Source organism: Mycobacterium sp. SA01, from assembly GCF_041287105.1.
Classification (GTDB): Bacteria; Actinomycetota; Actinomycetes; order Mycobacteriales; family Mycobacteriaceae; genus Mycobacterium.
This window is the reverse complement of the sequence record NZ_JBGGNO010000020.1, coordinates 348,263-373,473: the sequence shown is the minus strand read 5'-3', so window position 1 is coordinate 373,473 and position 25,211 is coordinate 348,263. Positions and strand designations below refer to the sequence as shown.

Here is a 25,211-nt window from a genome sequence, read left to right as displayed (position 1 = left end):
TGTGGGATTCGCCCCACCCCGGCGGGATCAGAGGCCGAAGATCGCCAGGAACGCCGGCGCGGCACCGCCGAACTTCGATCCGGCAAACACGATGTCGCCGGCGCTCAGCGTCACCGTGACGCCGGACTGGTCGGTGCTGTACTCATCCCAGGTCACCCGCAGCGACCGAGCCGGGGAGAAGAACCCGCCGACGGGGATGTGCGCCACGATGGCCGGACCTGTTCCGCCGGTCGGGATCGGCAGGTCGAGCGTGCTGCTGCCGAACAGCAGCGCATTCGTGAACTTCGGTGCGGCCGCGGCCCAGGCGACGAACGCCCCCACCACGTTTCCGCTGCGTGCGGCGGTGACAAAGGTGTTCAGGCTGTCGGCCGCGCTGAGTCCGGCGCCGACGAACGCCCCGGCCGCGCTGGCGGCGAATGCCACCGCCGGCGGCAGTTGCAGGGTCCCGTCGGTCAACGCCGTCGTACTGGTCGGCGTGGGCGTAGCGACGAACGTCGACGTTCCGCCGATCGAGAACTTGGCGCCGCCGAGCGGGGTCTTCGCGGTGACGTCGATCGCCACCGGCCCGCTGTCAGGCGGGGTCGGCGCGGTCACGTTCGCCACGAACGAGATCGGACCGAACGGCGTGTTGATGGTCTGATTGATCGGCGGAAGGCTCGCGTTGGCGGTGGCTGTCTTGACCTTGGCGGCCGGTTTGACGCTGGCTGCGGGCTTGGAGACCGCCGAGCTCGAGGGAACCGTCGTCACCTTGGCGACCGTGCGGGCCGAGGCGGCCACCGTGCGCTTGGGCCCGGCGTCAGACTTGCTGGACGAGCTCGAGGAGGCCGAACCCGACGCCGAATGGCCGCCGGTATCAGCCGACGCGACAGCAGTGGCGCCGGCCAGCGCGGCGCCGACGCCCAGGGTCAGTGCCCCCGCCCCCAGCCATGTCTTGACGCCCAGTGTGCGGTTGCGTCCGCGATTGACAGTTTTGGTGCTGGCAGTAGCCATTTCACATCCCCCGTAGATGATCTAAGCAAACCCGGTGCCGGGCTGACACCCACCATTCTCCGCATTTTTCGTCGCGCGGGTTAATTATCAGAATATTCGCGGCCGGGCACCGGAAGTGCCTACAGCGAACAGCCGACCAGCACCGGTTCCGGCACCAGAGTGATGCCGAAGCTGTCTCGCACACCGTCGCGGACCGTGCGCGCCAGCGCCAGGACATCGGCGGTGGTTGCGCCCCCGCGATTGGTCAACGCCAGCGCGTGCTTGGTCGACAGCCGGCACGGCGCACCGTCCGGGCCGGGGTAACCCTTGCCGAAACCGGCGTTCTCGACCAGCCAGCCGGCCGCCAGCTTGACCCCGTCGTCGCCCGGATAGTGCGGCACCGGGCCGTCCACCCGGCCCTGCAGCTCTTCGAATTGCCCCGCGGGGACAACAGGATTGGTGAAGAACGATCCGACACTCCAGGTGTCATGGTCGTCGGCGTCGAGCACCATGCCTTTGCGGGCGCGCAACGACAACACGGCGCTGCGTACGTCGGCAGGTGCAGCCCGCTCCCCCGTAGGCACGCCGAGCGCACCGGTCAGCTCGGCATACCGCAGCGGAGCCGAGCGACCGTCGGTGTCCAGGCCGAACTCCACCTCCAGCACCACCGCGTCGGACGAGCCCTTCAGATCGCTGTGCCGGTAGCCGAGACCCAGATCCGCGGCGGGCACCCACCGCACCAGCGAGCTGCGCCGGTCGAGCAGCCGGACGCGGGTCAGGCAGTCGGCCACCTCCACGCCGTAGGCGCCCACGTTCTGCACCGGGGTGGCGCCCGCCGACCCCGGGATCCCGGACAGGCACTCCAGTCCGCCGAGCCCCGCCGCGACGGCGGCGACGACCACGTCATCCCAGACCGCGCCTGCCTCGGCGCGAAGCAGCCCGCCCTGGATGCTGATGGTTCGGCTGGCCAGCAGCACGACGGTCAGGTCGGTGAGGTCGTCGGCGATCACCACGTTGGAACCCCCGGCCAGCACCAGAACCGGGCCGTCGGAATCGCCATCGAGGGTGCCCAATGTCGACACGATCTGCTCGGTGGTGGTGCAGGTGATGAGGCGACGCGCGACCGGACCGACCCGCAGGGTGGTCAGCGGAGCCAGCGGCACGTTCTCGGCAACCGCCGCGCCACCGTATGAGTTCCCAGCTGCCACGGCCCGTAACGGTAGCCTCACCAGCTATGCCGCGCTCATTCGACATGGCCACCGCCTACGAGGGCAGCGTCGAACAAGTGCACCGGGCTCTGCGCGACGAGCAGTACTGGCTGGCGCGGTTGGCCGATTCCGGTGCCGACCACGCGTCGCTCGACTCGATTCGGTTGACGGCCGGCGGTGGCGTCGACGTGGCGACCACCCAGGTGCTCAGAGTCGACCGGCTGCCTGCTGTGGTCACCCAGTTCCACCACGGCGATCTCGAAATTCGCCGGGTGGAGAGCTGGACCGGACTGGTCGACGGCACAGCCGAAGCAACTGTCAGCGGCGCCATCCCCGGAGCGCCGGTGTCTTTGACCGGAAGTGCTCACCTGACACCGGCAGAGTTGCAGGCGCACTTGGCTTTTCGCGCCACCGTCGAGGTTCGCATCCCCCTGGTGGGCGGCAAGGTGGAGAATTTCATCGGCCACCAACTCGTCGACCTTCTGATCGCCGAGCAGCAGTTCACCACCAGGTGGATCGCCGAGAACAGCTGACGTCACAGGTACCGTTGGCACATGTCCCGCCGCATGGACTACGTCATCGGGCTCGACAAGCCCGTCGCTGAGCTCTACCAGAGCTTCACCAGTCGCGAGTACTGGGAAGACCTGGTCGCCGAGCATCAGCAGCACACGGATTCCGAGATGACGCATTTCCACTCCGACGTCAACGGCACCGACATCGTGTTCACCCACACCGTGTCGCGCCGCGATATGCCGTCGATGATCGCCGCGGTGGTTCCGTTGCGGCTCACCATCACCCGCGAACAACATTTCGACCCGTTCGACGCCGGGACGAACTCGGCCGACGGGCACTATCGGGCACTGGTGCCCGCCGCCCCGCTGGACTTCGACGGCACCTACGTCCTTCAGCAGACCGGCGCGGGAAGCGAACTGCGCCTGCGCAGCCTCTGCAAGGTCAACGTGCCACTCCTCGGCGGCAAGATCGAACAGTGGGTACTGGACGGTCTGCGCGGATTGTTCGACAACGAACGGGATTTCACCCGCGACTGGATCGCCAGCCATCACTAGACCACCACGGCCGGTGGGTGTCCCCACCCGCGGCACCACCAACGCCAACCGGCTGCGGCGTGCCGATCGCTGGATGGTCAATTCCCCCCGGGTGCGCGCGGCGCTGGAGTCGGCCACCACCCCGGTGATCGTCGACCTCGGGTACGGCCGATTGCCGGTCACCACACTGGAATTGGCCGCGCGGCTTCGCGCGGTCCGGCCCGATGTGCGGGTCGTCGGGCTGGAGATCGACCCGCAGCGGGTGGTGCCCGACGTCGACGGGGTCGAGTTCAGGGTCGGCGGTTTCGAACTCGCGGGCCTGCATCCGGTCCTCGTGCGGGCGTTCAACGTGCTGCGGCAGTACCCCGAGGAGGCGGTGGACCAGGCGTGGGCGCAGATGCGGGCCCAGCTGGCGCCGGGCGGGCTGATCGTCGACGGCACCTGCGACGAGCTCGGGCGGCGCTGCTGCTGGGTGCTGCTGGACCGCGACGGACCGGTGAGCCTGACCCTGGCGTGCGACCCCCGGCATATCGACCGCCCGTCAGACCTGGCCGAGCGGTTGCCGAAAGTGCTTATCCACCATAATGTTCCGGGCCAGCCTATTCACGACCTGTTGTCGTCGGCGGACCGGGCGTGGGCGAGCGCTGCCGGGCATTCGGTGTTCGGTCCGCGTGATCGCTGGCGCGCGATGCTCGCCGAGCTGCGGGCGGCCGGTGCCCCCATCGAGGCACAGCGCCGCACCGTCCGGGATGCGGTGCTCACCGTGCCCTGGTCGACGGTCGCGCCGGACGTAGGCTGAAGCCATGCGGATTGCGCTGGCCCAGCTGCTATCGGACACCGACCCGGCCGTGAACCTGAAGCTGGTCGAGGACTACACCCGTCGCGCCGCCGACGCCGGTGCCCGGCTGGTGGCCTTCCCGGAAGGCACGATGTGCCGCTTCGGTGTGCCGCTGGCCCCGGTGGCCGAACCACTCGACGGCGCCTGGGCTGACGAGGTGCGCCGCATCGGGCAGAGTGCGGGCATCACCGTGCTGGCCGGGATGTTCACTCCCGCCCCCGACGGGCGGGTCACCAACACGATCCTGGCGACGGGACCAGACGTCGACGCGCACTATCACAAGATCCACATGTACGACGCATTCGGATTTGCTGAATCCGATGCGGTGGCCCCCGGCCGGGAACCCGTCGTGATCACCGTCGACGGCGTCGGCGTCGGGATCACGCTGTGTTACGACGTCCGGTTCCCCGCGCTCTACACCGAGCTCGCCGACCGCGGGGCGCAGCTCATCACCGTGCATGCGTCGTGGGGCGCAGGGCCGGGCAAATTGGAGCAGTGGACCCTGCTGGCCCGCGCACGCGCGCTGGACTCGCAGTCTTTCGTCGCAGCCGTCGACCAGGGTTACCCGGGCGACGAGCTGGCGACGTCGACCAAGGCGCCGACCGGTGTCGGCGGCAGTATGGTGGCCTCGCCGCTCGGTGAAGTGGTCGCCGCGGCGGGCGCCGATCCGCAGCTCCTGGTGACCGACATCGACATCGATCGGGTCGCGCCGACCAGGGAAACCCTCGCGGTGCTGCGTAACCGCTCAGAGTTCGCTCAGATTGATAAGGCAGAATCGCCCAGGTGACGAATCCGCCACAGGGCCCCAACCATCCCGTCGGCCCCGGCGACCCGACCACGCCGGCATGGGCCGCCTCCCCGGGTCAAGGCACACCCACCGAGTACATCCCCCGACCGGGCGGCCCCGCTGACGCGCCGACTCAGCACATCCCGCATATGCCCCCGCCGTCGCAGACACCGCCCGGCGAGGAGCCGGACGAGGGTAAGCGGGGCTTCCTGCGCGACCCGCTGTCGATCGTGCTGGTACTGGTCATCGTGCTGGCCGTGGTGATCGCCGGGCTGCTGGGCACCGAACTCTACGTGCGCCACGAGGCCGACACCGTGGTGTCGCGGGCCGTCTCCTGCGTGGTGCAGGACCAGGCCGATGTCTCGTTCGGCGCGCGGCCCTTCCTGCTGCAGCACCTGTCGAAGCACTACAGCGACATCCACGTGCAGACCGCGGGCAATCAGATTCGTGGGGCCAAGGGCATGAAGCTCGACCTGTGGCTCGATGACATCCGGATTGACCAGACCGCGAACTCGGCCGGCACCATGGGTTCGCTGGACGCCACGATCGCCTGGACCAAGGACGGCATCAAGGAGACCGTGCAGAACGCCATCCCGTTCTTCGGCAGCCTGGTCAGCGGCGTCAGCACGAGCCCGTCGGACGGCACGATCGAGCTGAAGAGCGCGATGGGCTCCATCACCACCAAGCCGGCGATCTCCAACGGCGGCCTCACCCTGCAGGTGGTGAATCTGACCGGGCTGGGCTTCACGCTGCCGCGGGAAACCGTGCAGCCGGCGCTGGACGCCTTCATGTCGACGCTGACGAAGAACCTGCCGATGGGCATTCACGCGGACAGCGTCGCGGTCACCGACGAGGGCGTCACGGCCAAGTTCGTCACCCAGAACGCGACCATCCCCAACGGCCAGCAGGATCCCTGCTTCGCCGGGGTCTAGCCCGCCAACCCGTCGAGCACCGCTCGCGTCCCGGACAGGCCCAGCCTGGTCGCGCCCGCGTCGAGCATCGCGATCGCGTGCTCGGCGGTGCGGATACCGCCGCTGGCTTTGACGCCGAGCCGACCACCCACGGTCGCCGCCATGATCTCGATCGCGACCACGGATGCGCCGCCGGCGGGATGGAATCCGGTGGAGGTCTTGACGAAGTCGGCTCCCGATTCCTCGGCGGCCCGGCACACCGCGACCAGGGTGTCCTCGTCGGCCAGGCTCAGCAGGGCGGCCGATTCGACGATGACCTTCAGGACAGCTCCGGGCACCGCGGAACGGACGGTCGCGATGTCGGCCGCCACCTGGGCGATGTCGCCGGCCAGGGCGGCCCCGACGTCGATGACCATGTCGATCTCGGTGGCACCGTCGTCGACCGCCGCGAGAGCCTCCTGCGCCTTGATGACCGGCAGGTGCTTGCCCGACGGGAACCCGGCGACAGCGGCGATGGCCAGGGCCTCCGGATGCGCGCTCGCGGCCTTGACGGCGACGGACACCATCGACGGGGACACACAGACCGCCAGCACGCCGAGGTCCACGGCCTCGTCGACCAGCGCAATCACGTCAGCGTCGGTGGCCTCGGGCTTGAGCAGCGTGTGGTCGACCAGTGCGGCGACCTGAGCGGGGTTCAGCATCAGAACGGCTCCTCGAGGCCACCCGGATTGCAGCCGGCTTCGGTCATAGTCTGGTCGTCGACCACCGGCCGCCACGGCTCCAGATTCCAGCTGGTCTTGCCGGGCTGACCGAACTCCGCGAACCGGAAGTGGCAGACGAACTGGTCCCGCATCCCGGGCAGGTCGGCCTCGGGTGCCAGCGCCAGCACCTCACCCCAGGCTTCGTCGATGTCGGTCTGCGGCTTGAGCAACTGACCGGCCACCGCGCGGCCGGCCGGTGTGGGATAGACCCGCAGGCTTTTCAGATCGCCCCAGGCGGCCCACGTGACGTGGTCGATGTACGGCGGAGCGGGAGGGGGCGCGGCGGCGGCCGGAGCGGCGAGCATCAGCCCGACCGGGCCGGCCAGGAGCACCGCGGCCAGACGGCGTCGAGCGCTCAGCGCGACTTCCCCTGGACCTCGAGCAGCTTGGGCCGCACGTCCACCAGGTACACGCCGGTGGCCACAGCGGCAATAGCCACGCCGGTGACGCCCAGGAACAGCGACAGCAGACCCGCGACACCGAGGATCACCAGCCACACCGGCTTGGTGAGTTTCTCGGCCGCGGTGTAGGCATCCGGTCGCTGCATCGCCGCATTGACGAACGCATAGATGGTCACCGCGGTGACCACCCAGAAGACGACCTGAAGAACAAGACCCGCCACACCTTGCAGCATCACGGCTACAAGCGTAGGCGGGTCTTGTCCTTACGACGAATTGCTTCTGCTTACTTCTGGGTGACCTTCTTGGCCGGCGCCTTCTTGGCAGGAGCCTTCTTGGCCGCAGCCTTGGCCGGGGCGGCCTTCTTGGCCGGTGCCTTCTTGGCCGGGGCGGCCTTCGTGGCGGGGGTGGCCTTGGCGGGCAGTTCGACACCGACCAGCTTGGCGGCGCGCTCACCGACGGCGCGGGTCTGCGACGACACGTTGCCCAGGGCCTCCTGGGTCAGCTCGACGGCCTGGTCGACGTAACCCTCGGCACGAGCGGCGACGTCCTTGAGGTCCGACTGGCTGCGCAGGCGCTCCAGGGCGGCCTCGCCGCGCTCGACGAGGCTGTTGTAGGTCGCGGTGGCCGACTCGACGTAGCCCTCCGCAGCCTTGCGCAGCTCCTCGCTGGACAGCCGGCCGCGCAGCTCCTCGGCGCGCTGCGGCAGGTCTTCCTGCAGCTTGGTCAGCGCGGCGCGACGCTCTTCGACGCGGGTGCTGGCCTCGCTGCGGGCCTCTTCGGCACGGTCACGCAGGGTCGCGAGGATTTCGTTGACGGTGGCCAGGGCCAGATCGGCAGCGCCGACCGCAGCGAGCAGCGGGGCCTTCAGGTCTTCGACATTGGGGTTGTTCTCAGCCATCGTAGTGGCTCCTTTCAGATTGGATGTTGTTGTCCGTTAATGGTTTTCGCGAGTTGCTGGTCTGTTACTCAGGGATGAGCTCCTCACGGGCAGCTTCGTTCTGCTGACAGAACGAGGTGTAGATATCGAGCAGCACCTGCTTCTGACGCTCGGTGATCACGGTGTCCCCGATGATCGCGTCGTGCACCATGCTCGCCTCCCCGGGCTCGAGAATTCCCGCCCGGATGTAGAGCACCTCGGCCGATAGCCGCAGCGCCTTGGCGATCTGGCTCAGCACCTCCGCAGACGGCTTCCGCAGTCCCCGTTCGATCTGACTGAGGTACGGGTTGCTGACACCGGCCTTCTCGGCCAACTGCCGCACCGAAACCTGAGCGGCTTCACGCTGCGCCCTGATGAAGCCGCCGATGTCATGCGCGGCGCTGGTTACCACGGCCTGAAGATCGCCGTCTTGCGCCATGAGTTCCCTCCCGTCGCGATGGGTGTCCGGTGCGTACGAACGCCACCCTACGCGGGGGTGCTAGCTTTTGCAAGCACTCATGCTAGCGCAGGTCAGAACAGTAATTGCGCCACGGTGTAGATGATCAAGCCGGCCAGCGAGCCCACCACGGTGCCGTTGATCCGGATGAATTGCAGGTCGCGTCCGACATGCAACTCGATGCGCCGGCTCGCCTCGTCGGCGTCCCAGCGCTCGATGGTGTCGGTGATGATCGTGGTGATCTCCGCCCCGTACTGGGCGACCAGGTGCTGCGCGCCGCGCACGATCCAGTTGTCCACCTTGTCGCGGAGTTCGGCATCGTCGCGCAGCGACTCCCCGATCCGCATCACCGACTCGGTGACCCGGGTTCGCAGTGTGCTCTGCGGGTCGTCGACGCCCTCGAGTACCAAGCGTTTCAACGTCTTCCACGCCGTCTCGGCCGCCCGTGCGACCTCGTCGCGTTCCATCAGCTGCTCTTTGACCGCTTCGGCGCGCGCAATGGTCGCATCGTCGTTCTGCAGATCGCTGGCGAACTCGAACAGGAATCGGTTGGCCGATTGCCGCAGTTCGTGATTCGGGTCGCGCCGCACTTTGTCGGTGAAATCCATGAGCTCACGGTGAATCCGGTCCCCCACCAGCTGGTCGACGAATTTCGGTGACCAGCTTGGTGAGTCACGGGTGACCACCCGCTCGATCGTGTCGCCGGCATTGAGCGCCCACTGGAACGCGCGGTCGCACAGCAGCTGGATCAGGGCTTCCTGACGGTTCTCCGCCAGAAGTTGCCCGAGCACCCGGCCCACCGGCGGGCCCCACTGCGGTTCGGCGAGACGACGGACGATGGTGCGATCGATAACCTGCTGGATGTCGTCATCGTTGAGCAGTTCCACCACGACCCGCAGCACGGTGCCCGCCTCGGTGGCGACCCGCTCGGCGTGTGACGGCTCGGATAGCCACTTACCAAGGCGCCCAGCGACTTCGGCGTCACGCAGCTTGGTCTCCACCACCGCGGGCGACAGGAAGTTCTCCCGCACGAACGTGCCGAGCCCCTCGCCGAGCTGATCCTTTTTGCGCTTGATGATCGCGGTGTGCGGGATCTTGAGGCCCAGCGGGTGGCGGAACAGCGCGGTGACGGCGAACCAGTCGGCCAGCGCGCCGACCATCCCGGCCTCGGCGGCCGCCCCGACGTACCCGATCCAGGCCGGGCCGCCGTGGGCCTGGCCCCAGCGGCAGGCCAAGAAAATCACCGTGGCACCGAGCAGGAAGCTCAGCGCCACCGCCTTCATCCGGCGCAGGGCACGTGCTCGTTGCGCGTCCGCCTCCGGGTCGGCACCGGCGAACGATTCCGCAAGCGAGGTACCTGTGCGGACTGCCTCCGCGGGCAACCCCGGGAGGCGATGTTTGGCTGCCACTCCACCATCATCCGCTATCCCGCGACCCAGTTAATGTGACGCTGCCCTCGGATCAGACCGTAGAATCGTTGCGAACGAGGGGAACGGACTCCGCGATAGTGGCACAGAACATGAGCCATGGCCTGGACGGCAGCCGGGCCAAGACAGACGGTCGCAAGCGACGCTGGCATCAGCACAAGGTCGAGCGACGCACCGAATTGGTGGACGGCGCGCTCGAGGCCGTCCGCCAGCGCGGCCGTGACGTCAGCATGGACGAGATAGCTGCGGAAATCGGTGTGTCGAAGACCGTGCTGTACCGCTATTTCGTCGACAAGAACGACCTCACCACCGCGGTGATGATGCGCTTCGCGCAAACCACCCTCATCCCCAACATGGCTGCCGCCCTGTCGTCGAACATGGACGGTTTCGACCTCACCCGCGAGATCATCCGGGTCTATGTGGACACCGTCGCTGCCGAGCCCGCAACGTATCAATTCGTGATGGCAAACAGTTCCGCCAGCAAAACCAAAGTCATCGCCGACTCGGAGCAAATCATCGCCAGGATGCTCGCCGTGGTCCTGCGCAGACGCATGAAGCGGGCCGGGATGGACACCGGTGGCGTCGAGCCCTGGGCCTATCTGATCGTCGGCGGCGTGCAGTTGGCGACGCACTCGTGGATGTCGAACCCGCGGATGAGCAGCGACGAGTTGATCGACTACCTGACGATGCTGTGCTGGAACGCCCTGTGCGGCATCGTCGAGGCGGGCGGATCGCTGAAACGGTTCAACTCCGGCCCGCATCCGTCTCCGACGCTGCCGCCGCTCACTTGATGTACGGGCCGAGCAAGGTATCCCACGAACTGCTCAGCTTGGTGTACTCGTCCTCGCAACCATCGGCGCGGTCCTGGGGCAGCGCGCCGCTGCTCACCAGATCGGCGTTGCCCGTGGGATCGGCGCCGTAAACCCAACACTCGAGGTTGTACATCCGAGCCAGATCCAGTGTGTGCACGTCGGCGAGCTGACCTTCGTCGATCTCGCCGCCCCGCTGGTCGCTGTATCCCTTGAACTCCCGGGCGAAGTCCTTGACCGCCTGGACCGATTCCGGGTCGATCTTCCCGTCGGGGCCGGGTGCCAGCAGGATGTAGGCAGCCAGCTGATCGGCGACGTCCTCTTCCCGCCCGGTCGCCGGCAGGTCGTAGATGTCGATCACCATGTGCCCGGTCTCGTGATAGAACGTCGCGATCTCGGAGTTGATCGCCGAGGCCGTCGGGTCGGGGTCACCGGCCTTGGTGTAGATGCTCAGCGCGTCGGCGGCGTCTTCGTAGCAGATGGTGACCGACTTGGCGTCGGGGCTCCAGTACGCGTTGGCCGTGCCGCACTGCTTGCCGATCAGCGGGATGTCGAACGGCAGCTTCAGCGACTCGTTGATGCCGTCGGCCAGATCCTCCAGCAGATGGTCATTCTTGATCAGGTCGCGACCCGTCACCGCCTCCGGTGAGGTGGCGTCCTCATAGGTCGCCGTCATCTTGCCCGGCCAGTCGTTGTCGTCGGCCGAGGAGTCCGGAACGCCGTTCTCGTTCACGTCCGGTTGCCCCGACGGCGTGGCAGATGCCTGAGCTGTCGACGGGGCCACCACCGACTCCGACGTCGATGTGGCTGAGGTGTCGCGTCCACAACCGGCGGCGGCCACCGCGACCGCAAGCACCGCTGCACTGATCGACCAGGTTCGCGCCCGCACCAATCCCCCCGAGGCTCATCCGCACATAAGCCACATGATGTTAACTGCCTGCCGGGGAAAACGGACGCGCACGAGCGCAGGAAACCCAACCTCCCATGAAAGCGCTGCGAATCATGTAGAACAATCCTTCGGGCCTGCCCGTGAGATATGTCCTCGGGCGGAATGGTTTCGCGTCATAAGGGTCTAGGGAGGCCGGGGTGGACAACGACAGCACCGCAAAATTCCGTAAGCCGGCGGCGGTGATCGCCGCCGTCGCGTTATCGACGTCGGCGCTGTTTGCTGGTACCGCGGTCAGTTCAGCGGATCCGTTCGGCGACGACGACGGTGGCGGCAGCAGCTACAGCGGCGACGACGGCGGCAGCGCACCCGAGGCCCCGTCCGGCGGCGGCGTGGAGGAGCCCTCGGACGGCGGGATCCATCAGGAACCGGGCGGCGGCGAACCGCCTGCCGGCGCTCCTCACGACGAACCGGGCGGCATCGACATGCCGGGCGGTGGCATGCACGACGAGCCCGGCGGCACCGAACCGCCCGCCGGCGCCACAACCGACGAACCAGGCGCGCCCGCTGAGCCCGGCGGTGCCGAAGCCCCCGGCGGCAGCGGTACGAACGAGGCGCCCGGCACCCCGGCGCCGGCGCCCGGCGGCGGCACGCAGGAACCCACGAACGCCGACGGGCTGGCCGAACCGGCCGAGCCGCAGGTGTCCCAGGAAGACGTCGCCACGGCGCTCGCCTCAGAGGTCGAGACCACCACGTCCACCGAGGTGACGTCCGAGGAGGTCACCACCTACCAGGAGTCGGTCTCGTCGACCGTGAGCACCTCGACCATGACCACCGGCATGACCCTGAGTAGCCCGGTGACACTGTGGAATTCGAGCTGGATCACCTATGACCGCTTCTACCGTCCGGTGTTCACCAATCCGTACCGCACGCCGCTGAGCGTGCTGTACGACTACGGCGGAGGCACCCAGGTCTTCACGGTGCCCCCGCTGCAGCGCGCCGCGCTGAACGTGCCCAATGCCGGCACCTACAACTTCACCGCGATGACGCGTCCGGCGTCCGGACCGGCTACCAACCTGTCGGTGGGCAGCTTCTCCGGCGGCGGGTACCAGCCGGGTCCGGGCCAGGCGCCGCCGCAGAAGCCGGCGCCGGTGAACACCCAGAAGAACGTGCTGGTTCAGGTCAAGTTCGACCGGGGACAGTCCGAACCGTTCCGGGTGACGTCGCTCACCGACCTGGGCAAGGATCCGGCCGTCAACAACGCCACCAAGGTCCTGCTCGACGAGGAGGTCCCGGCCTGGGGTGAGTGGTCGAAGACCGACAAGGGCGACGCGTTGTTCGTCATCAACCAGACGCAGCTGCTGCCCGGCATCCAGCGTCCGGCCCAGGAGCCGCTGCCCGGCTACAACGTGAAACTGGCCGCCGCGTCCAAATCGACGTCGTGGATCGACAAGAACCGGACCGTCCTGATCAGCGTTGCCGTCGCGGGGGGCGTACTGGCACTGGCCGTGGTCGGGTTCATGATGGTTTCGCGGCGCCGCGGCACAGGCGGGTGATTGAGGGTTAGTCTCGTCCGCTATGAGTGATCTGCCGTCGCAATGGACCCATGAGCCGCGCAAGGTCCTGCGGTTCATTCCCGGTGACAAGGTGGCCGACATCGACACCGATTCCTCCCCGGGTTACTCCGACGGCAAGGACGGGTCGGAGGAGCTGCAGGACGAACGCAACGAGCGGTTCGCCGGTCTGCAGGAGATGCTCTACGCGAACGGCCGCGCCGGCGACAACCGCTCACTGCTGCTCGTCCTGCAGGGCATGGACACCGCCGGCAAGGGCGGCACCGTGAAACACGTTGTCGGAGCGGGCAATCCGCAAGGCATCCATTACACGAGCTTCGGCGTGCCAACCGAGGAGGAGCGTGCCCACCACTACCTGTGGCGCGTTCGCAAGGCGCTGCCCGCGGCAGGCAACATCGGGGTGTTCGACCGGTCCCACTACGAGGACGTGCTGGTCGTGCGGGTGCACGAGCTGGTTCCGCGCGACGTGTGGGAGCCACGCTACGACGAGATCAACGCCTTCGAGAAGGAGCTCGTCGACTCCGGGACCACGATCGTCAAATGCGCGATGTTCGTCTCCCTGGACGAGCAGAAGAGGCGGCTCTCCGAACGCCTCGAACGTCCGGACAAGTACTGGAAGTACAACCCGGGCGATGTCGCCGAGCGCAAGCTGTGGCCGGCGTATCAAGAGGCGTATCAGGCAATGCTGGACCGGACCTCGACCGATTACGCCCCGTGGTTCGTCATCCCCTGTGACAAGAAGTGGTATTCCCGGCTGGCCATCAACGAGCTGTTGATCGAGGCGCTCAAAGGAATGAAGCTGGAGTGGCCGCCCGCCGACTTCGACGTCGAGGCGGAGAAGAAGAAGCTGGCGGAGGCTTAGGCCGGCCTGAGCCTCAGCCCTTGACCAGGGTGAACTGACCGATGTTGGTGATGCCGCGGCGGAAGAAGTCCGCGCAACCGGTCAGGTACTTCATGTAGCGCTCGTAGATTTCCGTCGACGTGATCGCAATGGCCTCGTCCCGGTTGGCGACCAGCTTGGCCGCCCACATGTCCAGCGTGCGGGCATAGTGATGCTGCAGCAGGTGAATGCGCTCGAGGGTGAAGCCGGAGTCGACGGCCAGCTGCTCGATGTCCTCGACGGCAGGCAGCCGGCCGCCCGGGAAGATCTCCTGCTCGATGAACTTCATGAACTTCAGGTCGCTGATCGTGACCTTGATCCCGTTGTCGCGGAAGAACTTCTGGGTGTGCGCCAAAATCGTGTGCAGCAGCATGCGGCCGTCGTCGGGCAGCAGCTGGTAGGCCTTCTCGAAGAACAGTGGGTAACGCTCGACCTTGAACGCCTCGAAGGCGCCGATGCTCACGATGCGGTCGACGGGCTCGTCGAACTCCTCCCAGCCCTGCAGCCGCACCTCGATGGAGCGGTGGGTGTCGAGTTTGGCCAGGCGCTTACGCGCGAACTCCGACTGGTTCTTGCTCAGAGTGATGCCGATGACGTTGACGTCGTACTTCTGGACGGCCATCTCGAGCGCCCCGCCCCAGCCGCAACCGACGTCGAGCAGTGTCATGCCGGGCTGCAGGTTGAGCTTGCCCAACGCGAGGTCGAACTTGGCGGTCTGGGACTCGTCGAGCGTCATGTCGTCGCGCTCGTAGTAGCCGCAGGTGTAGCCCATGGTCGGGCCCAGGAACAGGGCGAAGAAGTCGTCGGAGACGTCGTAGATGGATTGTGATTCCTCGTAGTAGGGAGTCAGATCCGTATCCACATCGACCATCGACAGCTACCTCCAACGCATTGTGTGCACGGCCGGTTGCCGCGAAATGCAATGTTGCTGCGCGGCCCCCCGACCAAATCCAGGAGCCTAGCCAATCAGCGAAGGAAATGCACAAGCGGCGGGTGCGGCGGCGCGCTCAGTAGGTGTAGAACCCCTGGCCGGATTTCTTGCCCAACTGTCCCGCCTCGACCATGCGCAGCAGCAATGGCGGCGGCGCATAGTGCGCGTCCTTGAGTTCGTCGTACATCGAGTCGGCGATGAGCTTCATGGTGTCCAGGCCGATCAGGTCCGAAAGACGTAGCGGGCCCATCGGGTGGGACAGGCCGGCGACGATTGCGGTGTCGACGTCCTCGATGGTGGCCACGCCGGCCTCGACCATGCGGATGGCGGACAACAGGTAAGGCACCAGCAGGGCGTTGACGACGAACCCGGAGCGGTCGCCGCAGCGCACCACCTTCTTGCCGAGCACCTCACCGGCGAACTGCTCCACCCGGGCGATGGCGTCCGCGGAGGTGACCAATGTGTTGACCAGCTCGACGAGCGGCAGCACCGGAACCGGGTTGAAGAAGTGCAGGCCCAGCACCCGGCTCGGATTCTTGGTCGCCGCAGCGATCTTCATGATCGGGATGCTCGAGGTGTTGGACGCGAGCACGGCGTCGGGGTCGGTGATGAGCTCGTCGAGTTGGGCGAAGATCTTGCCTTTGACGGCCTCGTCCTCGACGACGGCCTCGATCACCAGCTGACGATCCGACAGAGCCGCCATATCCGTGGTGAACGTCAGTCGGGCCAGCGTCGCGTCGCGATCGGCTTCCGAGAGCTTGCCCTTGCTCGTCGCGCGTTCGAGCGAGGAGGTGACGCGGTCACGTCCGGCGTTGATCAATGCGTCGGTCGGCTCGTAGACGACGACGTTCGCACCCGCCTTGGCGCACACCTCGACGATGCCCGAGCCCATCTGCCCGGCTCCGACCACACCCACTCGTTCAATACTCACGAGAACTCTTTCTACTAGAGGCGCGAACAGACACAAACTCGCACTCTCGGATGTCCGATCGTGCGAGTTTGCGTCTGCTCGTGCGGTGATTTAGTGGAACTGGCCCTCTTCGGTCGAGCCCGCGAGCGCGGTGGTCGACGAGGTCGGGTCCACCGTGGTGGCGATCCGGTCGAAGTAACCGGCGCCAACCTCACGCTGGTGCTTGGTGGCGGTGTAGCCGCGCTCCTCGGCGTCGAACTCGCGCTCCTGCAGCTCGACGTAGGCGCTCATCTGGTTGCGGGCGTAGCCGTAGGCCAGATCGAACATCGAGTAGTTCAGGGCGTGGAAGCCGGCGAGGGTGATGAACTGGAACTTGAAGCCCATCGCGCCGAGCTCCTTCTGGAACTTCGCGATCGTCGCGTCGTCCAGGTGCTTGCGCCAGTTGAACGACGGCGAGCAGTTGTAGGCCAGCATCTGGTCCGGGAACTCGCTCTTGACGCCCTCGGCGAACTTGGCTGCCAACTCCAGGTCCGGGGTGCCAGTCTCCATCCAGATCAGGTCGGAGTACGGCGCGTAGGCCTTGGCGCGGGCGATACACGGCTCGAGGCCGTTCTTAACCCGGTAGAAGCCTTCGGCGGTGCGCTCACCGGTGACGAACGGCTTGTCGCGGTCGTCCACATCGGAGGTGATGAGCGTGGCGGCCTCGGCGTCGGTACGGGCGATGACGACGGTCGGGACGTCGGCGACGTCGGCCGCCAGGCGGGCCGAGGTCAGGGTGCGGATGTGCTGCTGGGTCGGGATCAGCACCTTGCCACCGAGGTGGCCGCACTTCTTCTCCGAGGCCAGCTGGTCCTCCCAGTGCGAACCGGCGACACCGGCGGCGATCATCGCCTTCTGCAGCTCGTAGACGTTCAGCGCGCCACCGAAGCCCGCTTCGCCGTCGGCGACGATCGGGGCGAGCCAGTTCTCGATCGAGGTGTCACCCTCGACCTTGGCGATCTGGTCGGCACGCATGAGCGCGTTGTTGATCCGGCGCACGACCTGCGGCACCGAGTTGGCCGGGTACAGGCTCTGGTCGGGGTAGGTGTGGCCGGACAGGTTCGCGTCGCCGGCGACCTGCCAACCCGACAGATAGATGGCCTTCAGGCCGGCGCGGACCTGCTGCACGGCCATGTTGCCGGTCAGGGCGCCCAGCGCGTTGACGAACTCCATGTCGTGCAGCTGGTTCCACAGCACCTCGGCGCCGCGGCGGGCCAGGGTGGCCTCCTCGACGACACTGCCCTGCAGCGCGACGACGTCGGCCGGGCTGTAGGTACGGGTGATCCCTTTCCAGCGGGGATTGGTGTCCCAGTCCTTCTGGATTTCTTCTGGGCTCTTCGGCTGGCCAACGTTGGACAGTGTCATGGGCGCCTACGCTCCTTCTTTATCGACTGGCCACCTTGACGGCAAATCAGTTGTTAACGTCAACGCAGCGTGGCTGGTGTGCTGACTCGAGCATGCCTCGCACCATTAGCGCAGTTCAAGCCATTAAGAGTGCCAATTTTCGCCAACCCGACTGGTAACTCTGCAAAGGTTGCGAAGACAGCCAACAGCTGAACCGGTTCAGAAGTTACCGTTCAGTAGCAGATTCTCGCAGGTCAGTACGCCCGTACTGTTAAACCGGCGATCGTCAGACCGCGAAGATCGATGCGACGGCTTTGACCTCTTCGCCGACGACGTATGTGAGCGTTCTAACAGTGCGATCCGCGAGCTCCGGGCCGAACTTGTCGGTGGAGCCGGGCGGATACACGTGCAGCAAGATCTCGAGCCTGTCGCCGAACGCGACCGGCGCATCGTGTTCGATGGTGACCCGCAGCGGCGCTTCGAAGAGCTCCGGCTGCGGCGCCAGGAACTCCTCGACGACCTTCCAGTACACCGAGTTGTTGACATGGTCGAACAGGTCGATGTCGCTGACGCGGATGGGGAAAGCGCGGATCTCGTTGGCGTCATGCCGGGAGCCGGCGGTCAGATAGGCCTTCCACCGCAGCCGTTTCACATCGGTGGTGCGCTGCAGACCCTCCAGGAAGTCGTCGGCGATGCGGGCCGGCCCCTGAGTCTCCCGGTTGATGTTGATCCAGAAGGCCTCGGATTCAATGAGGCCGCCCTTGCGGCCGTCGATCCGGACCCGCATCTCACACCAGCGGTTCGAGGTCCCCGAGCACCAGCGCCGCAGCCGCAGCATCTCCGGGTATTCGATCGGGCGGATCAGATCGACCATGGTGCGCCGGACGATCCACAGCGGATGCGTTTCCTCGTGGCCCATCTCGCGGAGCTGGTCCTGGCCGATGTCCTGGATATGGCGGCAGGCGGCGTCCAGACGCAACCGGCCGACGCGGTCGATATCGCCGACGCGCAGCGGCCATTCGCGGTCGAAAACATCGGGATGTGGATCGGGAACCGGCATCAACACCTTTGCCAAGCCGGTGTCGGTGGTGCTGGTGGTCATCTGGTCTGTCGTCCTCTCCCATCCCGTCCCAGCGCGATCATGCCAAAGGCCCTCCCGGATGCCAACCAGCCTGCGTTGGCAACGCTGCGAAGCAGCCTTCGCAGGCGTGAGTACGCTGGGCGCGTGGCCAAGACGTTCGTCGGCTCCCGGATACGACAGCTCCGCAGCGAACGCGGATTCAGCCAAGCCGCACTGGCCCAGATGCTGGAGATATCACCGAGCTATCTCAACCAGATCGAGCACGACGTCCGGCCGTTGACCGTCGCGGTGCTGCTGCGCATCACCGAGGTGTTCGGGGTTGATGCCACCTTCTTCTCGTCGGAGGACGACACCCGACTGGTGGCCGAACTGCGCGAAGTGACCATGGATCGCGACCTCGACCTCGATGTCGACATGACCGAGGTCGCCGACATCGTCGGCACCCACCCGGCGATCGCCCGCGCGATCGTCAATCTGCATCGCCGCTACCGGATCACCACCGCGCAACTCGCGGCAGCCACCGAGGATCGATTCAACCTCAACACCGGGGGCAGTGGCTCGGCGTCGATCTCCATGCCGCACGAGGAAGTTCGCGACTACTTCTACCAACGGCAGAACTATCTGCACGAACTCGACACCGCCGCCGAGGATCTCACCATCCGGATGCGGATGCACCGTGCCGAGCTGTCCCGGGAGTTGGCCGACCGGCTGACGATGGTGCATGGCGTGCACATCATCCGGCGTGTCGATATGGGCGATACCGTGCTGCACCGATACGACCCGGTGGCGCGCACTCTCGAGATCAGTAACCATCTGTCGTCGGGCCAGCAAGTGTTCAAGATGGCCACGGAGCTGGCGTATCTCGAGTGCGGTGACCTGATCGACAAGTTGGTCGACGAGGGAAAATTCACCAGCGAGGAGTCGCGGAAGCTGGCCCGCCTGGGTCTGGCCAGTTACTTCGCGGCCGCAACGGTGTTGCCCTACGGGCAGTTTCACAATATGGCCGAGAACTTTCGTTACGACATCGAGCGACTCTCGGCCTTCTATCAGGTCAGTTACGAGACGATCTGCCATCGGCTCTCGACGTTGCAGCGGCCGTCCATGCGTGGGGTACCGTTCTCCTTCGTCCGGGTGGATAAGGCCGGGAACATGTCGAAACGCCAGTCCGCCACGGGCTTTCACTTCTCCTCCGCCGGCGGCACCTGCCCACTGTGGAACGTCTACGAGACGTTCTCGAACCCGGGCAAGATCCTGGTCCAGATCGCGCAGATGCCCGACGGGCAGAACTACATGTGGGTGGCGCGCACAGTTGAACGGCGGGCGTCGCGCTACGGCCAGCCGGTCAAGACCTTCGCGATCGGACTGGGCTGCGAGATGCGACATGCCAACCGGTTGGTTTACTCGAAGGGTCTTGATCTGTCATCAGACAGCGCGACACCGATCGGTGCGGGCTGCCGGGTGTGCGAACGGGACAACTGCCCGCAGCGGGCCTTCCCGGCATTGGGACGGGCGCTGGATCTCGATGAGCACCGCAGCACGGTGTCACCCTATTTGGTCAAGGAGTCTTGATGGGTCAACGTATTCCACCCGGGGGCCGACGTGAGCTCGGCCTGGTCAACTGGGGCATCTCCCGGCTGGGTGCACGGTCGATTCGCGCTCCGCACATGCACCTTTTCGAAGTCCTGGGCCGGCACAAGCTGCTGTTCCTGTCATTTCTGCCGTATTCGGGTGTGCTGCTGAATTGGGGCAAGCTACCCAAGCAGGACAAAGAGCTGGTGATCCTGCGCGTCGGTCACCTGCGCGGTTCGGAGTACGAGCTGCAGCAGCACCGCAGGCTGGCCCGCAGCCGTGGCGTCGATGCGGCGTTGCAGGACAGGATCTTTGCCGGCCCGGCGGCCGAGGGACTGACTGACCGGCAGCGCGCGCTGCTGACCGCGGTGGACGAGTTCGTGCTCAATCGCGACCTGTCCGATGACACGTTCGCCACACTGTCGACGCACTTGAGCCGCGAGCAGGTGATCGAATTCTGCGCCCTGGCAGGGCATTACGACGCGATCGCAGGGATTCTGGCCACTCTGCGGGTTCCGATGGACTTCCCCGACTAGGACGGGCTACCCCTTGTAGGGCTGGGCCTTGTGCGTCACGACGGCCTTCTCGGTGTCCAGAACGGTCGGTGGAATCGTTGTGGTCACCGTCTCACCCTGAGTCATGGGGCCAGGCATCACCGGTGCCGCCACCGGCGACGAATCCATCGGCACACCGTCGTCGAACGCGACGGTCAGGCCCCCCATCGCGAGCACTGCGCCGCCCCCGATCACTGCCATCAGAACTTTCGTGCGCCCAGCACGTGCCGACTCGGCCATGTCGCCCCCCGTTCACAGCCGGGACCCTGTCTGGCACCGGCTATTACGGAGTCGACACCCTGTTGCTTGAGGCAGCCTGAAACGCACCTGTCGAACAGCTGGCAGATCCGTCTACAGGTAGGTGACGCCGAGAACGATCAGCGTGAAGATCACCGGCGAGACCGGCACGCAGCCGAGAAAAGCCGCCCACACCATGCTCTTACGCTGATACGCCCGCCATGCCAGATAGCCGACGACCGCGGTGACAACGAGGATCACCGCCGAGAGGATCAGCACCCAGAAGCTGACGTCCTGCCCGCTGGTCGCCAACGAGATACCGATCAGCCACAGGATGTGGCCCAGCACAATGCCGCCGATACCGGCGATCAGCGTCGGTCTCAAAAGTTGATCATGTGGCCGGCGAGACCGTGGAAGCATTCCTGGAGTGCCTCCGACAGCGTCGGGTGGGTGTGCACGTTGCGGGTCAGCTCGTTGACCGTCAGATCCCACTTCTGTGCCAAGGTCAGCTCCGGCAGGAGTTCGGAGACGTCGGGCCCGATCAGGTGGCCGCCGAGGAGCTCGCCGTATTTGGCGTCGGCGATGACCTTGACGAAGCCGGTCGGGTCGCCCAGCCCGTGCGCCTTGCCGTTGGCGGTGAACGGGAACTTGGCCACCTTCACGTCGTAGCCCTCGTCGCGGGCCTGCTGTTCGGTGAGGCCGAAGCTGGCGACCTGCGGCTGGCAGAACGTCGCGCGCGGCAGCATCCGGTAGTCACCCAGGGCCAGCGTTTCGGCACCGGCGATGGTCTCGGCGGCCACCACACCCATCGCCTCGGCGACGTGCGCGAGCTGCAGCTTGGCGGTGACGTCGCCGATGGCGTAAATGTGCGGCACATTGGTGCGCATGTAGTCGTCGATGCCGATGGCCTTGCGGTCGGTCAGCTCGACGCCCGTCTTGTCGAGTCCGAAGCCTTCGACATTCGGGGCAAAGCCGATGGCCTGCAACACCTTCTCGGTTTTGATCTCCTCGGTCTTGCCGTCCTTGCTGACCACGACAACCACGGACCCGTCGGCCTCGTTATCAGTGATGGACTCGACCTTGGTGCCGGTGAGGATCTTCACGCCGAGCTTCTTGTACTGCTTCTCGATCTCCTTGGAGACCTCGGCGTCCTCATTGGGCAGCGCGCGCGGCAGGAACTCGACGATGGTGACGTCGACGCCGTAGTTCTTCATCACGTAGGCGAATTCCATGCCGATCGCGCCGGCGCCGGCGATGACGATCGACTTGGGCAGCTCCCGGGACAGGATCTGCTCCTCGTAGGTGACGACGTTCTTCGACAGCGAGGTGCCCGGAACCAAGCGGGTACTCGAGCCGGTCGCGATGATCGCGTTGTCGAACTCGACCTTCTCGGTACCGCCCTCGTTGAGGTCGACCTCGATGCTGTTCGGGCCGGTGAACTTCCCGTAGCCGTGGATCTCGGTGATCTTGTTCTTCTTCATCAGGAAGTGCACCCCGGCCACACGGCCGTCGGCGACCTTGCGGCTGCGGTCGAAGGCGACTCCGTAATCGAAGGTGGCCTCTCCGCTGATGCCGAACGTCTTGGCGTCCTTGGTGAAGATGTGGGCCAGCTCGGCATTGCGCAGCAACGCCTTCGACGGGATGCAGCCGACATTGAGGCAGACTCCGCCCCAATACTTGGGTTCGATGATTGCGGTGTTCAGTCCGAGCTGTGCCGCGCGGATCGCCGCGACGTATCCGCCGGGACCGGCTCCGACAACGACGACGTCATAGTGAGTCACGACCTCAGCCTATCGTCGGGCGGGCAATCCATTCGAAGTAGTAGGCGCCATGCAGCAGCGCGGCGGTGGCCACCGAGGCCAACGGTGCCGACATCAGCGCGATGGCCAGGGCCGTTACCGATGGCCGGTTCGGCACCATCGAGACCAGCATGCTGGCGACCGAGCAGACGATCAGGTAGATCAGCACGCAGAACACCGCGGGGGTCTTCTGCAGCGAGGTGTACCACCAGAAGTAGAAGCCCAGGCCGGTGGCTGCGGCCAGCACCCATACCGCGGCGACGATGAACACGAAGTGCCACCGCTTCACGTACTGGTAGGTGCCGGCGGCGGCGGTCGACGCGGGCGGCACCACCACCGGCTCCGCGTGTAGCGAACCCTCGACCCGGTGCAGGAACGCATCGGTGTCGAAGTTCTCCAACTCGCTGAAGGCGATGGATTCCTCCGAGACTTCGGCCTCGGGTTCGTCGGTCAGCGACCGGAGTGCGTGGGGATGCGGGCCGGTGTCGAAGATCGGCGCGTGGTGGGGCTCGGTCGACGGCAGGGACGTTTTTTCAGCCATGCGACACCACCTGAACCAGAACCAATGCCCCCAGCCAACCTGGCGCCATCGCCAGAATGAATGCCCCCACTGTCGTCATCCAGCGGCGGCCCGAGAACAGGATCAGCAGCATGCCGATGACGCTCGGAACAGCCACCACCAAGCCGACCACCAGGTCGGGGCGAACCGGCGTCTTGACCACCAGGGTGGCCACGACCGCCGCAATGAGGCCGGTCACGGTGCCCACCAGCAACGCACTTGTGAGCAGCCATGCCCGAGGCAGGGGTATCACGCTTATCAGGGTACGTGCAGTGGCACGGACTATTGCTGAACGACTCCGGCGCGCCGACCAGGGATTGCACACGCGTCTGCCGCCTCGATGACCACAAGATCGGTCCGTTCAACGGGTCGCGCGCCGCGCTCATAATCGGCTCCGGTCAGCGGAGAATCGCTGGCCAGCAACCGGTTTTCCGCATCGGTGAACGCCCGTCCGCGGCTGAGGAAGCGCATCCCCTCGGGGGCCTCGAGGCTGAAGCCGCCGCCGCGACCGGGGACGACGTCGATGACGAGCTGGGTGTGCTTCCACGTCTCGAACTGCGGGCCGGAAATCCAGACCGGGGTGCCTTCGAGAACCCCGAGCAGCACGTCACGGTCGCCGACGATGAAGTCGCCGTCCGGGTAGCACATCGGCGACGACCCGTCGCAGCAGCCGCCGGACTGATGAAACATCAGCGACCCGTGCCGCTGCTGCAAGCGATGCAGCAGCTCAGCGGCCGCCGCGGTGATCAGTGCCCGCGGCGGCGTCTGCTCCTCCACGTCGCCCACTAAAAGAAGCCTTGCGCTTTGTTGCTGTAGGACACCAGCAGGTTCTTGGTCTGCTGGTAATGGTCGAGCATCATCTTGTGGTTTTCGCGGCCGATGCCGGACTGCTTGTACCCGCCGAACGCCGCGTGCGCGGGATAGGCGTGGTAGCAGTTGGTCCAGACCCGGCCGGCTTTGATGTCGCGGCCGGCGCGGTAGGCGGTGTTGCCGTCGCGGCTCCACACTCCGGCGCCCAACCCGTAGAGGGTGTCGTTGGCGATGCGGATGGCGTCGTCGTAATCGGTGAACGAGGTCACCGACACCACCGGGCCGAAGATCTCCTCCTGGAAGACCCGCATCGCGTTGTCACCGGTGAAGATCGTCGGCTGCACGTAATAGCCGCCATTGAGGTCGCCACCGAGATCGGCGCGCTCCCCGCCGGTGACGATCTGGGCGCCCTCACTCTTGCCGATCTCGATGTAGGACAAGATCTTCTCGAGCTGATCGTTGGACGCCTGCGCCCCGATCATCGTCTCGGTGTCCAACGGGTCACCCTGGCGCACCGCCTTGGTCCGGATCGCCGCCATGGCCAGGAACTCGTCGTAGATATCGGACTGGATCAGGCTGCGCGACGGACACGTGCAGACCTCGCCCTGGTTGAGGGCGAACATCGTGAAGCCTTCCAACGCCTTGTCCTGATAATCGTCGTTGGCGGCCATCACATCGGAGAAGAAGATGTTCGGGCTCTTGCCGCCCAACTCCAGGGTGACCGGGATCAGGTTCTGGGAGGCGTATTGCATGATCAACCGGCCCGTGGTGGTCTCCCCGGTGAACGCGATCTTGGCGATCCGGTTGCTCGACGCCAACGGCTTACCCGCCTCGACACCAAAGCCGTTGACCACGTTGAGGACTCCGGCGGGCAACAGGTCGGCGATCAGCGAGATCAGATACAGCACCGAGGACGGGGTCTGCTCGGCGGGCTTGAGCACGATCGCGTTGCCCGCGGCCAGCGCCGGCGCCAACTTCCACACCGCCATCAGGATCGGGAAGTTCCACGGGATGATCTGCCCGACCACGCCGAGCGGCTCGTGGAAGTGGTAGGCGACGGTGTCCTCATCAATCTGGGACAGGGCGCCTTCCTGCGCGCGGATCGCGGCGGCGAAATACCGAAAGTGGTCCACCGCCAACGGAATATCGGCGTTCAGCGTTTCCCGAATCGGCTTACCGTTGTCCCACGACTCGGCCAGCGCGATCGACTCCAGGTTGGCCTCGATGCGGTCAGCGATCTTGTTCAGGATCACCGCCCGCTCCCCCGCCGACGTCTTCCCCCAGCCGGGTGCCGCGGCGTGGGCGGCGTCCAGGGCCAGCTCGATATCGGCATCGGTGGACCGCGCTACCTCGCAGAACACCTCACCGGTCACCGGTGTCGGGTTCTCGAAGTACTGGCCGCCCACCGGCGCCGTCCACTCACCACCGATGAAGTTCTCGTAGCGGGACTGAAAAGACATGGCAGATCCCGACGTTCCGGGGCGGGCGAACACTGGCATAGGTACTCC

Annotated in this window: 30 protein-coding genes; 10 read left to right on the top strand and 20 right to left on the bottom strand. The window is 66.1% G+C overall.

Annotated features, from left to right (window positions below; genetic code table 11):
- Positions 1–27: 27 nt before the first annotated feature.
- Together AB4879_RS20935 and AB4879_RS20930 are read right to left on the bottom strand one after the other, a co-directional pair.
- Positions 28–990, bottom strand: a complete 963-nt coding sequence (locus AB4879_RS20935; RefSeq protein WP_370509122.1) for a hypothetical protein — start codon at positions 988–990, stop codon at positions 28–30.
- A 119-nt stretch (positions 991–1,109) separates the two neighbouring features.
- Positions 1,110–2,198, bottom strand: coding sequence for a UDP-N-acetylmuramate dehydrogenase (locus AB4879_RS20930; RefSeq protein WP_370509121.1), 1,089 nt, complete (start codon positions 2,196–2,198; stop codon positions 1,110–1,112).
- A gap of 5 nt (positions 2,199–2,203) precedes the next feature.
- Between AB4879_RS20930 and AB4879_RS20925 the strand changes: the two genes are divergently transcribed.
- Genes AB4879_RS20925 through AB4879_RS20905 form a run of 5 tightly spaced genes read left to right on the top strand, consistent with a single transcriptional unit; the run spans position 2,204 to position 5,780 of the window.
- Positions 2,204–2,710: a DUF2505 domain-containing protein gene (locus AB4879_RS20925; protein ID WP_102805288.1), complete on the top strand. Its 507-nt coding sequence runs from the start codon at positions 2,204–2,206 to the stop codon at positions 2,708–2,710.
- Between the two features lie 21 nt (positions 2,711–2,731).
- Entirely contained in the window at positions 2,732–3,244 is a 513-nt protein-coding gene (locus AB4879_RS20920) for a DUF2505 domain-containing protein (protein ID WP_370509120.1), read from the top strand.
- On the top strand, positions 3,237–4,022 hold the full coding sequence (locus AB4879_RS20915; protein WP_102805286.1) for a class I SAM-dependent methyltransferase: 786 nt from the start codon (positions 3,237–3,239) through the stop codon (positions 4,020–4,022). The genes AB4879_RS20920 and AB4879_RS20915 overlap by 8 nt, the downstream gene beginning before the upstream one ends.
- 4 nt (positions 4,023–4,026) lie before the next feature.
- Complete coding sequence (locus AB4879_RS20910) at positions 4,027–4,848, top strand: carbon-nitrogen hydrolase family protein (protein WP_370509119.1); 822 nt, start codon at positions 4,027–4,029, stop codon at positions 4,846–4,848.
- Positions 4,845–5,780, top strand: a complete 936-nt coding sequence (locus AB4879_RS20905) for an LmeA family phospholipid-binding protein (RefSeq protein ID WP_370509118.1) — start codon at positions 4,845–4,847, stop codon at positions 5,778–5,780. Before AB4879_RS20910 ends, AB4879_RS20905 begins: the two co-directional genes overlap by 4 nt.
- Here the strand turns inward: AB4879_RS20905 and deoC are convergent.
- The 6 genes from deoC to AB4879_RS20875 all read right to left on the bottom strand — a co-directional run bounded on the left by deoC (position 5,777) and on the right by AB4879_RS20875 (position 9,703).
- Positions 5,777–6,460, bottom strand: a complete 684-nt coding sequence (gene deoC / locus AB4879_RS20900) for a deoxyribose-phosphate aldolase (RefSeq protein ID WP_370509117.1) — start codon at positions 6,458–6,460, stop codon at positions 5,777–5,779. The two genes, AB4879_RS20905 and deoC, sit on opposite strands and share 4 nt — an antisense overlap.
- Positions 6,460–6,825: a DUF2599 domain-containing protein gene (locus AB4879_RS20895; RefSeq protein ID WP_370509539.1), complete on the bottom strand. Its 366-nt coding sequence runs from the start codon at positions 6,823–6,825 to the stop codon at positions 6,460–6,462. The genes deoC and AB4879_RS20895 overlap by 1 nt, the downstream gene beginning before the upstream one ends.
- Positions 6,826–6,875: 50 nt before the next feature.
- Complete coding sequence (locus tag AB4879_RS20890) at positions 6,876–7,151, bottom strand: DUF2516 family protein (protein ID WP_192827587.1); 276 nt, start codon at positions 7,149–7,151, stop codon at positions 6,876–6,878.
- 53 nt (positions 7,152–7,204) lie between these two features.
- Positions 7,205–7,819 (bottom strand): heparin-binding hemagglutinin, encoded by a 615-nt coding sequence (locus AB4879_RS20885; RefSeq protein WP_102805283.1) that lies wholly within the window; start codon positions 7,817–7,819, stop codon positions 7,205–7,207.
- Between the two features lie 64 nt (positions 7,820–7,883).
- Positions 7,884–8,276 (bottom strand): helix-turn-helix domain-containing protein, encoded by a 393-nt coding sequence (locus AB4879_RS20880; protein ID WP_370509116.1) that lies wholly within the window; start codon positions 8,274–8,276, stop codon positions 7,884–7,886.
- 92 nt (positions 8,277–8,368) lie between these two features.
- Complete coding sequence (locus AB4879_RS20875) at positions 8,369–9,703, bottom strand: DUF445 domain-containing protein (RefSeq protein WP_233209113.1); 1,335 nt, start codon at positions 9,701–9,703, stop codon at positions 8,369–8,371.
- 110 nt (positions 9,704–9,813) lie between these two features.
- On the opposite strand from AB4879_RS20875, the gene AB4879_RS20870 reads away from it, so the two are divergent.
- Positions 9,814–10,512 carry a TetR/AcrR family transcriptional regulator gene (locus AB4879_RS20870; protein ID WP_370509115.1) on the top strand — a complete coding sequence of 233 codons (699 nt, stop codon included), beginning with the start codon at positions 9,814–9,816 and terminating at the stop codon, positions 10,510–10,512.
- On the opposite strand, the gene AB4879_RS20865 is transcribed toward AB4879_RS20870, so the two are convergent.
- Positions 10,505–11,419 carry a DUF4344 domain-containing metallopeptidase gene (locus AB4879_RS20865; protein WP_370509114.1) on the bottom strand — a complete coding sequence of 305 codons (915 nt, stop codon included), beginning with the start codon at positions 11,417–11,419 and terminating at the stop codon, positions 10,505–10,507. The genes AB4879_RS20870 and AB4879_RS20865 overlap by 8 nt on opposite strands.
- Positions 11,420–11,616: 197 nt before the next feature.
- Here AB4879_RS20865 and AB4879_RS20860 point away from each other — a divergent pair, with 197 nt between their 5' ends.
- Together AB4879_RS20860 and AB4879_RS20855 are read left to right on the top strand one after the other, a co-directional pair.
- Complete coding sequence (locus AB4879_RS20860) at positions 11,617–12,972, top strand: hypothetical protein (protein ID WP_370509113.1); 1,356 nt, start codon at positions 11,617–11,619, stop codon at positions 12,970–12,972.
- A 22-nt stretch (positions 12,973–12,994) separates the two neighbouring features.
- On the top strand, positions 12,995–13,852 hold the full coding sequence (locus AB4879_RS20855; protein WP_370509112.1) for a polyphosphate kinase 2 family protein: 858 nt from the start codon (positions 12,995–12,997) through the stop codon (positions 13,850–13,852).
- A gap of 13 nt (positions 13,853–13,865) precedes the next feature.
- On the opposite strand, the gene AB4879_RS20850 is transcribed toward AB4879_RS20855, so the two are convergent.
- From AB4879_RS20850 to AB4879_RS20835, 4 genes are all read right to left on the bottom strand, one after another.
- Positions 13,866–14,741, bottom strand: a complete 876-nt coding sequence (locus tag AB4879_RS20850; protein WP_370509111.1) for a cyclopropane mycolic acid synthase family methyltransferase — start codon at positions 14,739–14,741, stop codon at positions 13,866–13,868.
- 136 nt (positions 14,742–14,877) lie between these two features.
- Positions 14,878–15,732, bottom strand: a complete 855-nt coding sequence (locus tag AB4879_RS20845; protein WP_102805276.1) for a 3-hydroxybutyryl-CoA dehydrogenase — start codon at positions 15,730–15,732, stop codon at positions 14,878–14,880.
- Positions 15,733–15,822: 90 nt separating this feature from the next.
- On the bottom strand, positions 15,823–17,109 hold the full coding sequence (gene aceA, locus AB4879_RS20840) for an isocitrate lyase (protein WP_102805390.1): 1,287 nt from the start codon (positions 17,107–17,109) through the stop codon (positions 15,823–15,825).
- 271 nt (positions 17,110–17,380) lie between these two features.
- A complete protein-coding gene (locus AB4879_RS20835) occupies positions 17,381–18,196 on the bottom strand; it encodes an acyl-ACP thioesterase domain-containing protein (RefSeq protein ID WP_370509110.1) in 816 nt (271 codons plus the stop codon).
- Between the two features lie 123 nt (positions 18,197–18,319).
- Between AB4879_RS20835 and ramB the strand changes: the two genes are divergently transcribed.
- Positions 18,320–19,744, top strand: a complete 1,425-nt coding sequence (ramB, locus tag AB4879_RS20830) for an acetate metabolism transcriptional regulator RamB (protein ID WP_370509109.1) — start codon at positions 18,320–18,322, stop codon at positions 19,742–19,744.
- A complete protein-coding gene (locus AB4879_RS20825; protein WP_370509108.1) occupies positions 19,744–20,280 on the top strand; it encodes a carboxymuconolactone decarboxylase family protein in 537 nt (178 codons plus the stop codon). Before ramB ends, AB4879_RS20825 begins: the two co-directional genes overlap by 1 nt.
- 6 nt (positions 20,281–20,286) lie before the next feature.
- On the opposite strand, the gene AB4879_RS20820 is transcribed toward AB4879_RS20825, so the two are convergent.
- The 7 genes from AB4879_RS20820 to adh form a co-directional block, all read right to left on the bottom strand.
- The gene (locus tag AB4879_RS20820; protein WP_142391310.1) at positions 20,287–20,499 is read right to left on the bottom strand and encodes a hypothetical protein; all 213 of its coding nucleotides are present in this window, start codon (positions 20,497–20,499) and stop codon (positions 20,287–20,289) included.
- A 150-nt stretch (positions 20,500–20,649) separates the two neighbouring features.
- The gene (locus AB4879_RS20815) at positions 20,650–20,919 is read right to left on the bottom strand and encodes a hypothetical protein (protein WP_199189732.1); all 270 of its coding nucleotides are present in this window, start codon (positions 20,917–20,919) and stop codon (positions 20,650–20,652) included.
- Entirely contained in the window at positions 20,916–22,316 is a 1,401-nt protein-coding gene (gene lpdA, locus AB4879_RS20810) for a dihydrolipoyl dehydrogenase (RefSeq protein WP_102805270.1), read from the bottom strand. Before lpdA ends, AB4879_RS20815 begins: the two co-directional genes overlap by 4 nt.
- Positions 22,317–22,320: 4 nt before the next feature.
- Positions 22,321–22,875, bottom strand: coding sequence for a hypothetical protein (locus AB4879_RS20805; RefSeq protein WP_370509107.1), 555 nt, complete (start codon positions 22,873–22,875; stop codon positions 22,321–22,323).
- Positions 22,868–23,146, bottom strand: a complete 279-nt coding sequence (locus AB4879_RS20800; protein ID WP_370509106.1) for a putative holin — start codon at positions 23,144–23,146, stop codon at positions 22,868–22,870. The genes AB4879_RS20805 and AB4879_RS20800 overlap by 8 nt, the downstream gene beginning before the upstream one ends.
- A gap of 29 nt (positions 23,147–23,175) precedes the next feature.
- Positions 23,176–23,679 carry a DUF779 domain-containing protein gene (locus AB4879_RS20795; protein ID WP_370509105.1) on the bottom strand — a complete coding sequence of 168 codons (504 nt, stop codon included), beginning with the start codon at positions 23,677–23,679 and terminating at the stop codon, positions 23,176–23,178.
- Positions 23,679–25,202 (bottom strand): aldehyde dehydrogenase, encoded by a 1,524-nt coding sequence (adh, locus tag AB4879_RS20790; RefSeq protein ID WP_370509104.1) that lies wholly within the window; start codon positions 25,200–25,202, stop codon positions 23,679–23,681. The genes AB4879_RS20795 and adh overlap by 1 nt, the downstream gene beginning before the upstream one ends.
- Between the last annotated feature and the right edge of the window lie 9 nt (positions 25,203–25,211).

Excerpts from the sequence above, each read along its gene's own strand:
- AB4879_RS20935 (WP_370509122.1), bottom strand. The coding sequence starts at position 990 with ATGGCTACTGCCAGCACCAAAACTGTCAATCGCGGACGCAACCGCACA.
- AB4879_RS20925 (WP_102805288.1), top strand. The coding sequence starts at position 2,204 with ATGCCGCGCTCATTCGACATGGCCACCGCCTACGAGGGCAGCGTCGAA.
- AB4879_RS20920 (WP_370509120.1), top strand. The coding sequence starts at position 2,732 with ATGTCCCGCCGCATGGACTACGTCATCGGGCTCGACAAGCCCGTCGCT.
- AB4879_RS20910 (WP_370509119.1), top strand. The coding sequence starts at position 4,027 with ATGCGGATTGCGCTGGCCCAGCTGCTATCGGACACCGACCCGGCCGTG.
- deoC (WP_370509117.1), bottom strand. The coding sequence starts at position 6,460 with ATGCTGAACCCCGCTCAGGTCGCCGCACTGGTCGACCACACGCTGCTC.
- AB4879_RS20895 (WP_370509539.1), bottom strand. The coding sequence starts at position 6,825 with ATGCTCGCCGCTCCGGCCGCCGCCGCGCCCCCTCCCGCTCCGCCGTAC.
- AB4879_RS20885 (WP_102805283.1), bottom strand. The coding sequence starts at position 7,819 with ATGGCTGAGAACAACCCCAATGTCGAAGACCTGAAGGCCCCGCTGCTC.
- AB4879_RS20880 (WP_370509116.1), bottom strand. The coding sequence starts at position 8,276 with ATGGCGCAAGACGGCGATCTTCAGGCCGTGGTAACCAGCGCCGCGCAT.
- AB4879_RS20870 (WP_370509115.1), top strand. The coding sequence starts at position 9,814 with ATGAGCCATGGCCTGGACGGCAGCCGGGCCAAGACAGACGGTCGCAAG.
- AB4879_RS20855 (WP_370509112.1), top strand. The coding sequence starts at position 12,995 with ATGAGTGATCTGCCGTCGCAATGGACCCATGAGCCGCGCAAGGTCCTG.
- AB4879_RS20850 (WP_370509111.1), bottom strand. The coding sequence starts at position 14,741 with ATGGTCGATGTGGATACGGATCTGACTCCCTACTACGAGGAATCACAA.
- AB4879_RS20835 (WP_370509110.1), bottom strand. The coding sequence starts at position 18,196 with ATGACCACCAGCACCACCGACACCGGCTTGGCAAAGGTGTTGATGCCG.
- AB4879_RS20825 (WP_370509108.1), top strand. The coding sequence starts at position 19,744 with ATGGGTCAACGTATTCCACCCGGGGGCCGACGTGAGCTCGGCCTGGTC.
- AB4879_RS20820 (WP_142391310.1), bottom strand. The coding sequence starts at position 20,499 with ATGGCAGTGATCGGGGGCGGCGCAGTGCTCGCGATGGGGGGCCTGACC.
- AB4879_RS20805 (WP_370509107.1), bottom strand. The coding sequence starts at position 22,875 with ATGGCTGAAAAAACGTCCCTGCCGTCGACCGAGCCCCACCACGCGCCG.
- adh (WP_370509104.1), bottom strand. The coding sequence starts at position 25,202 with ATGCCAGTGTTCGCCCGCCCCGGAACGTCGGGATCTGCCATGTCTTTT.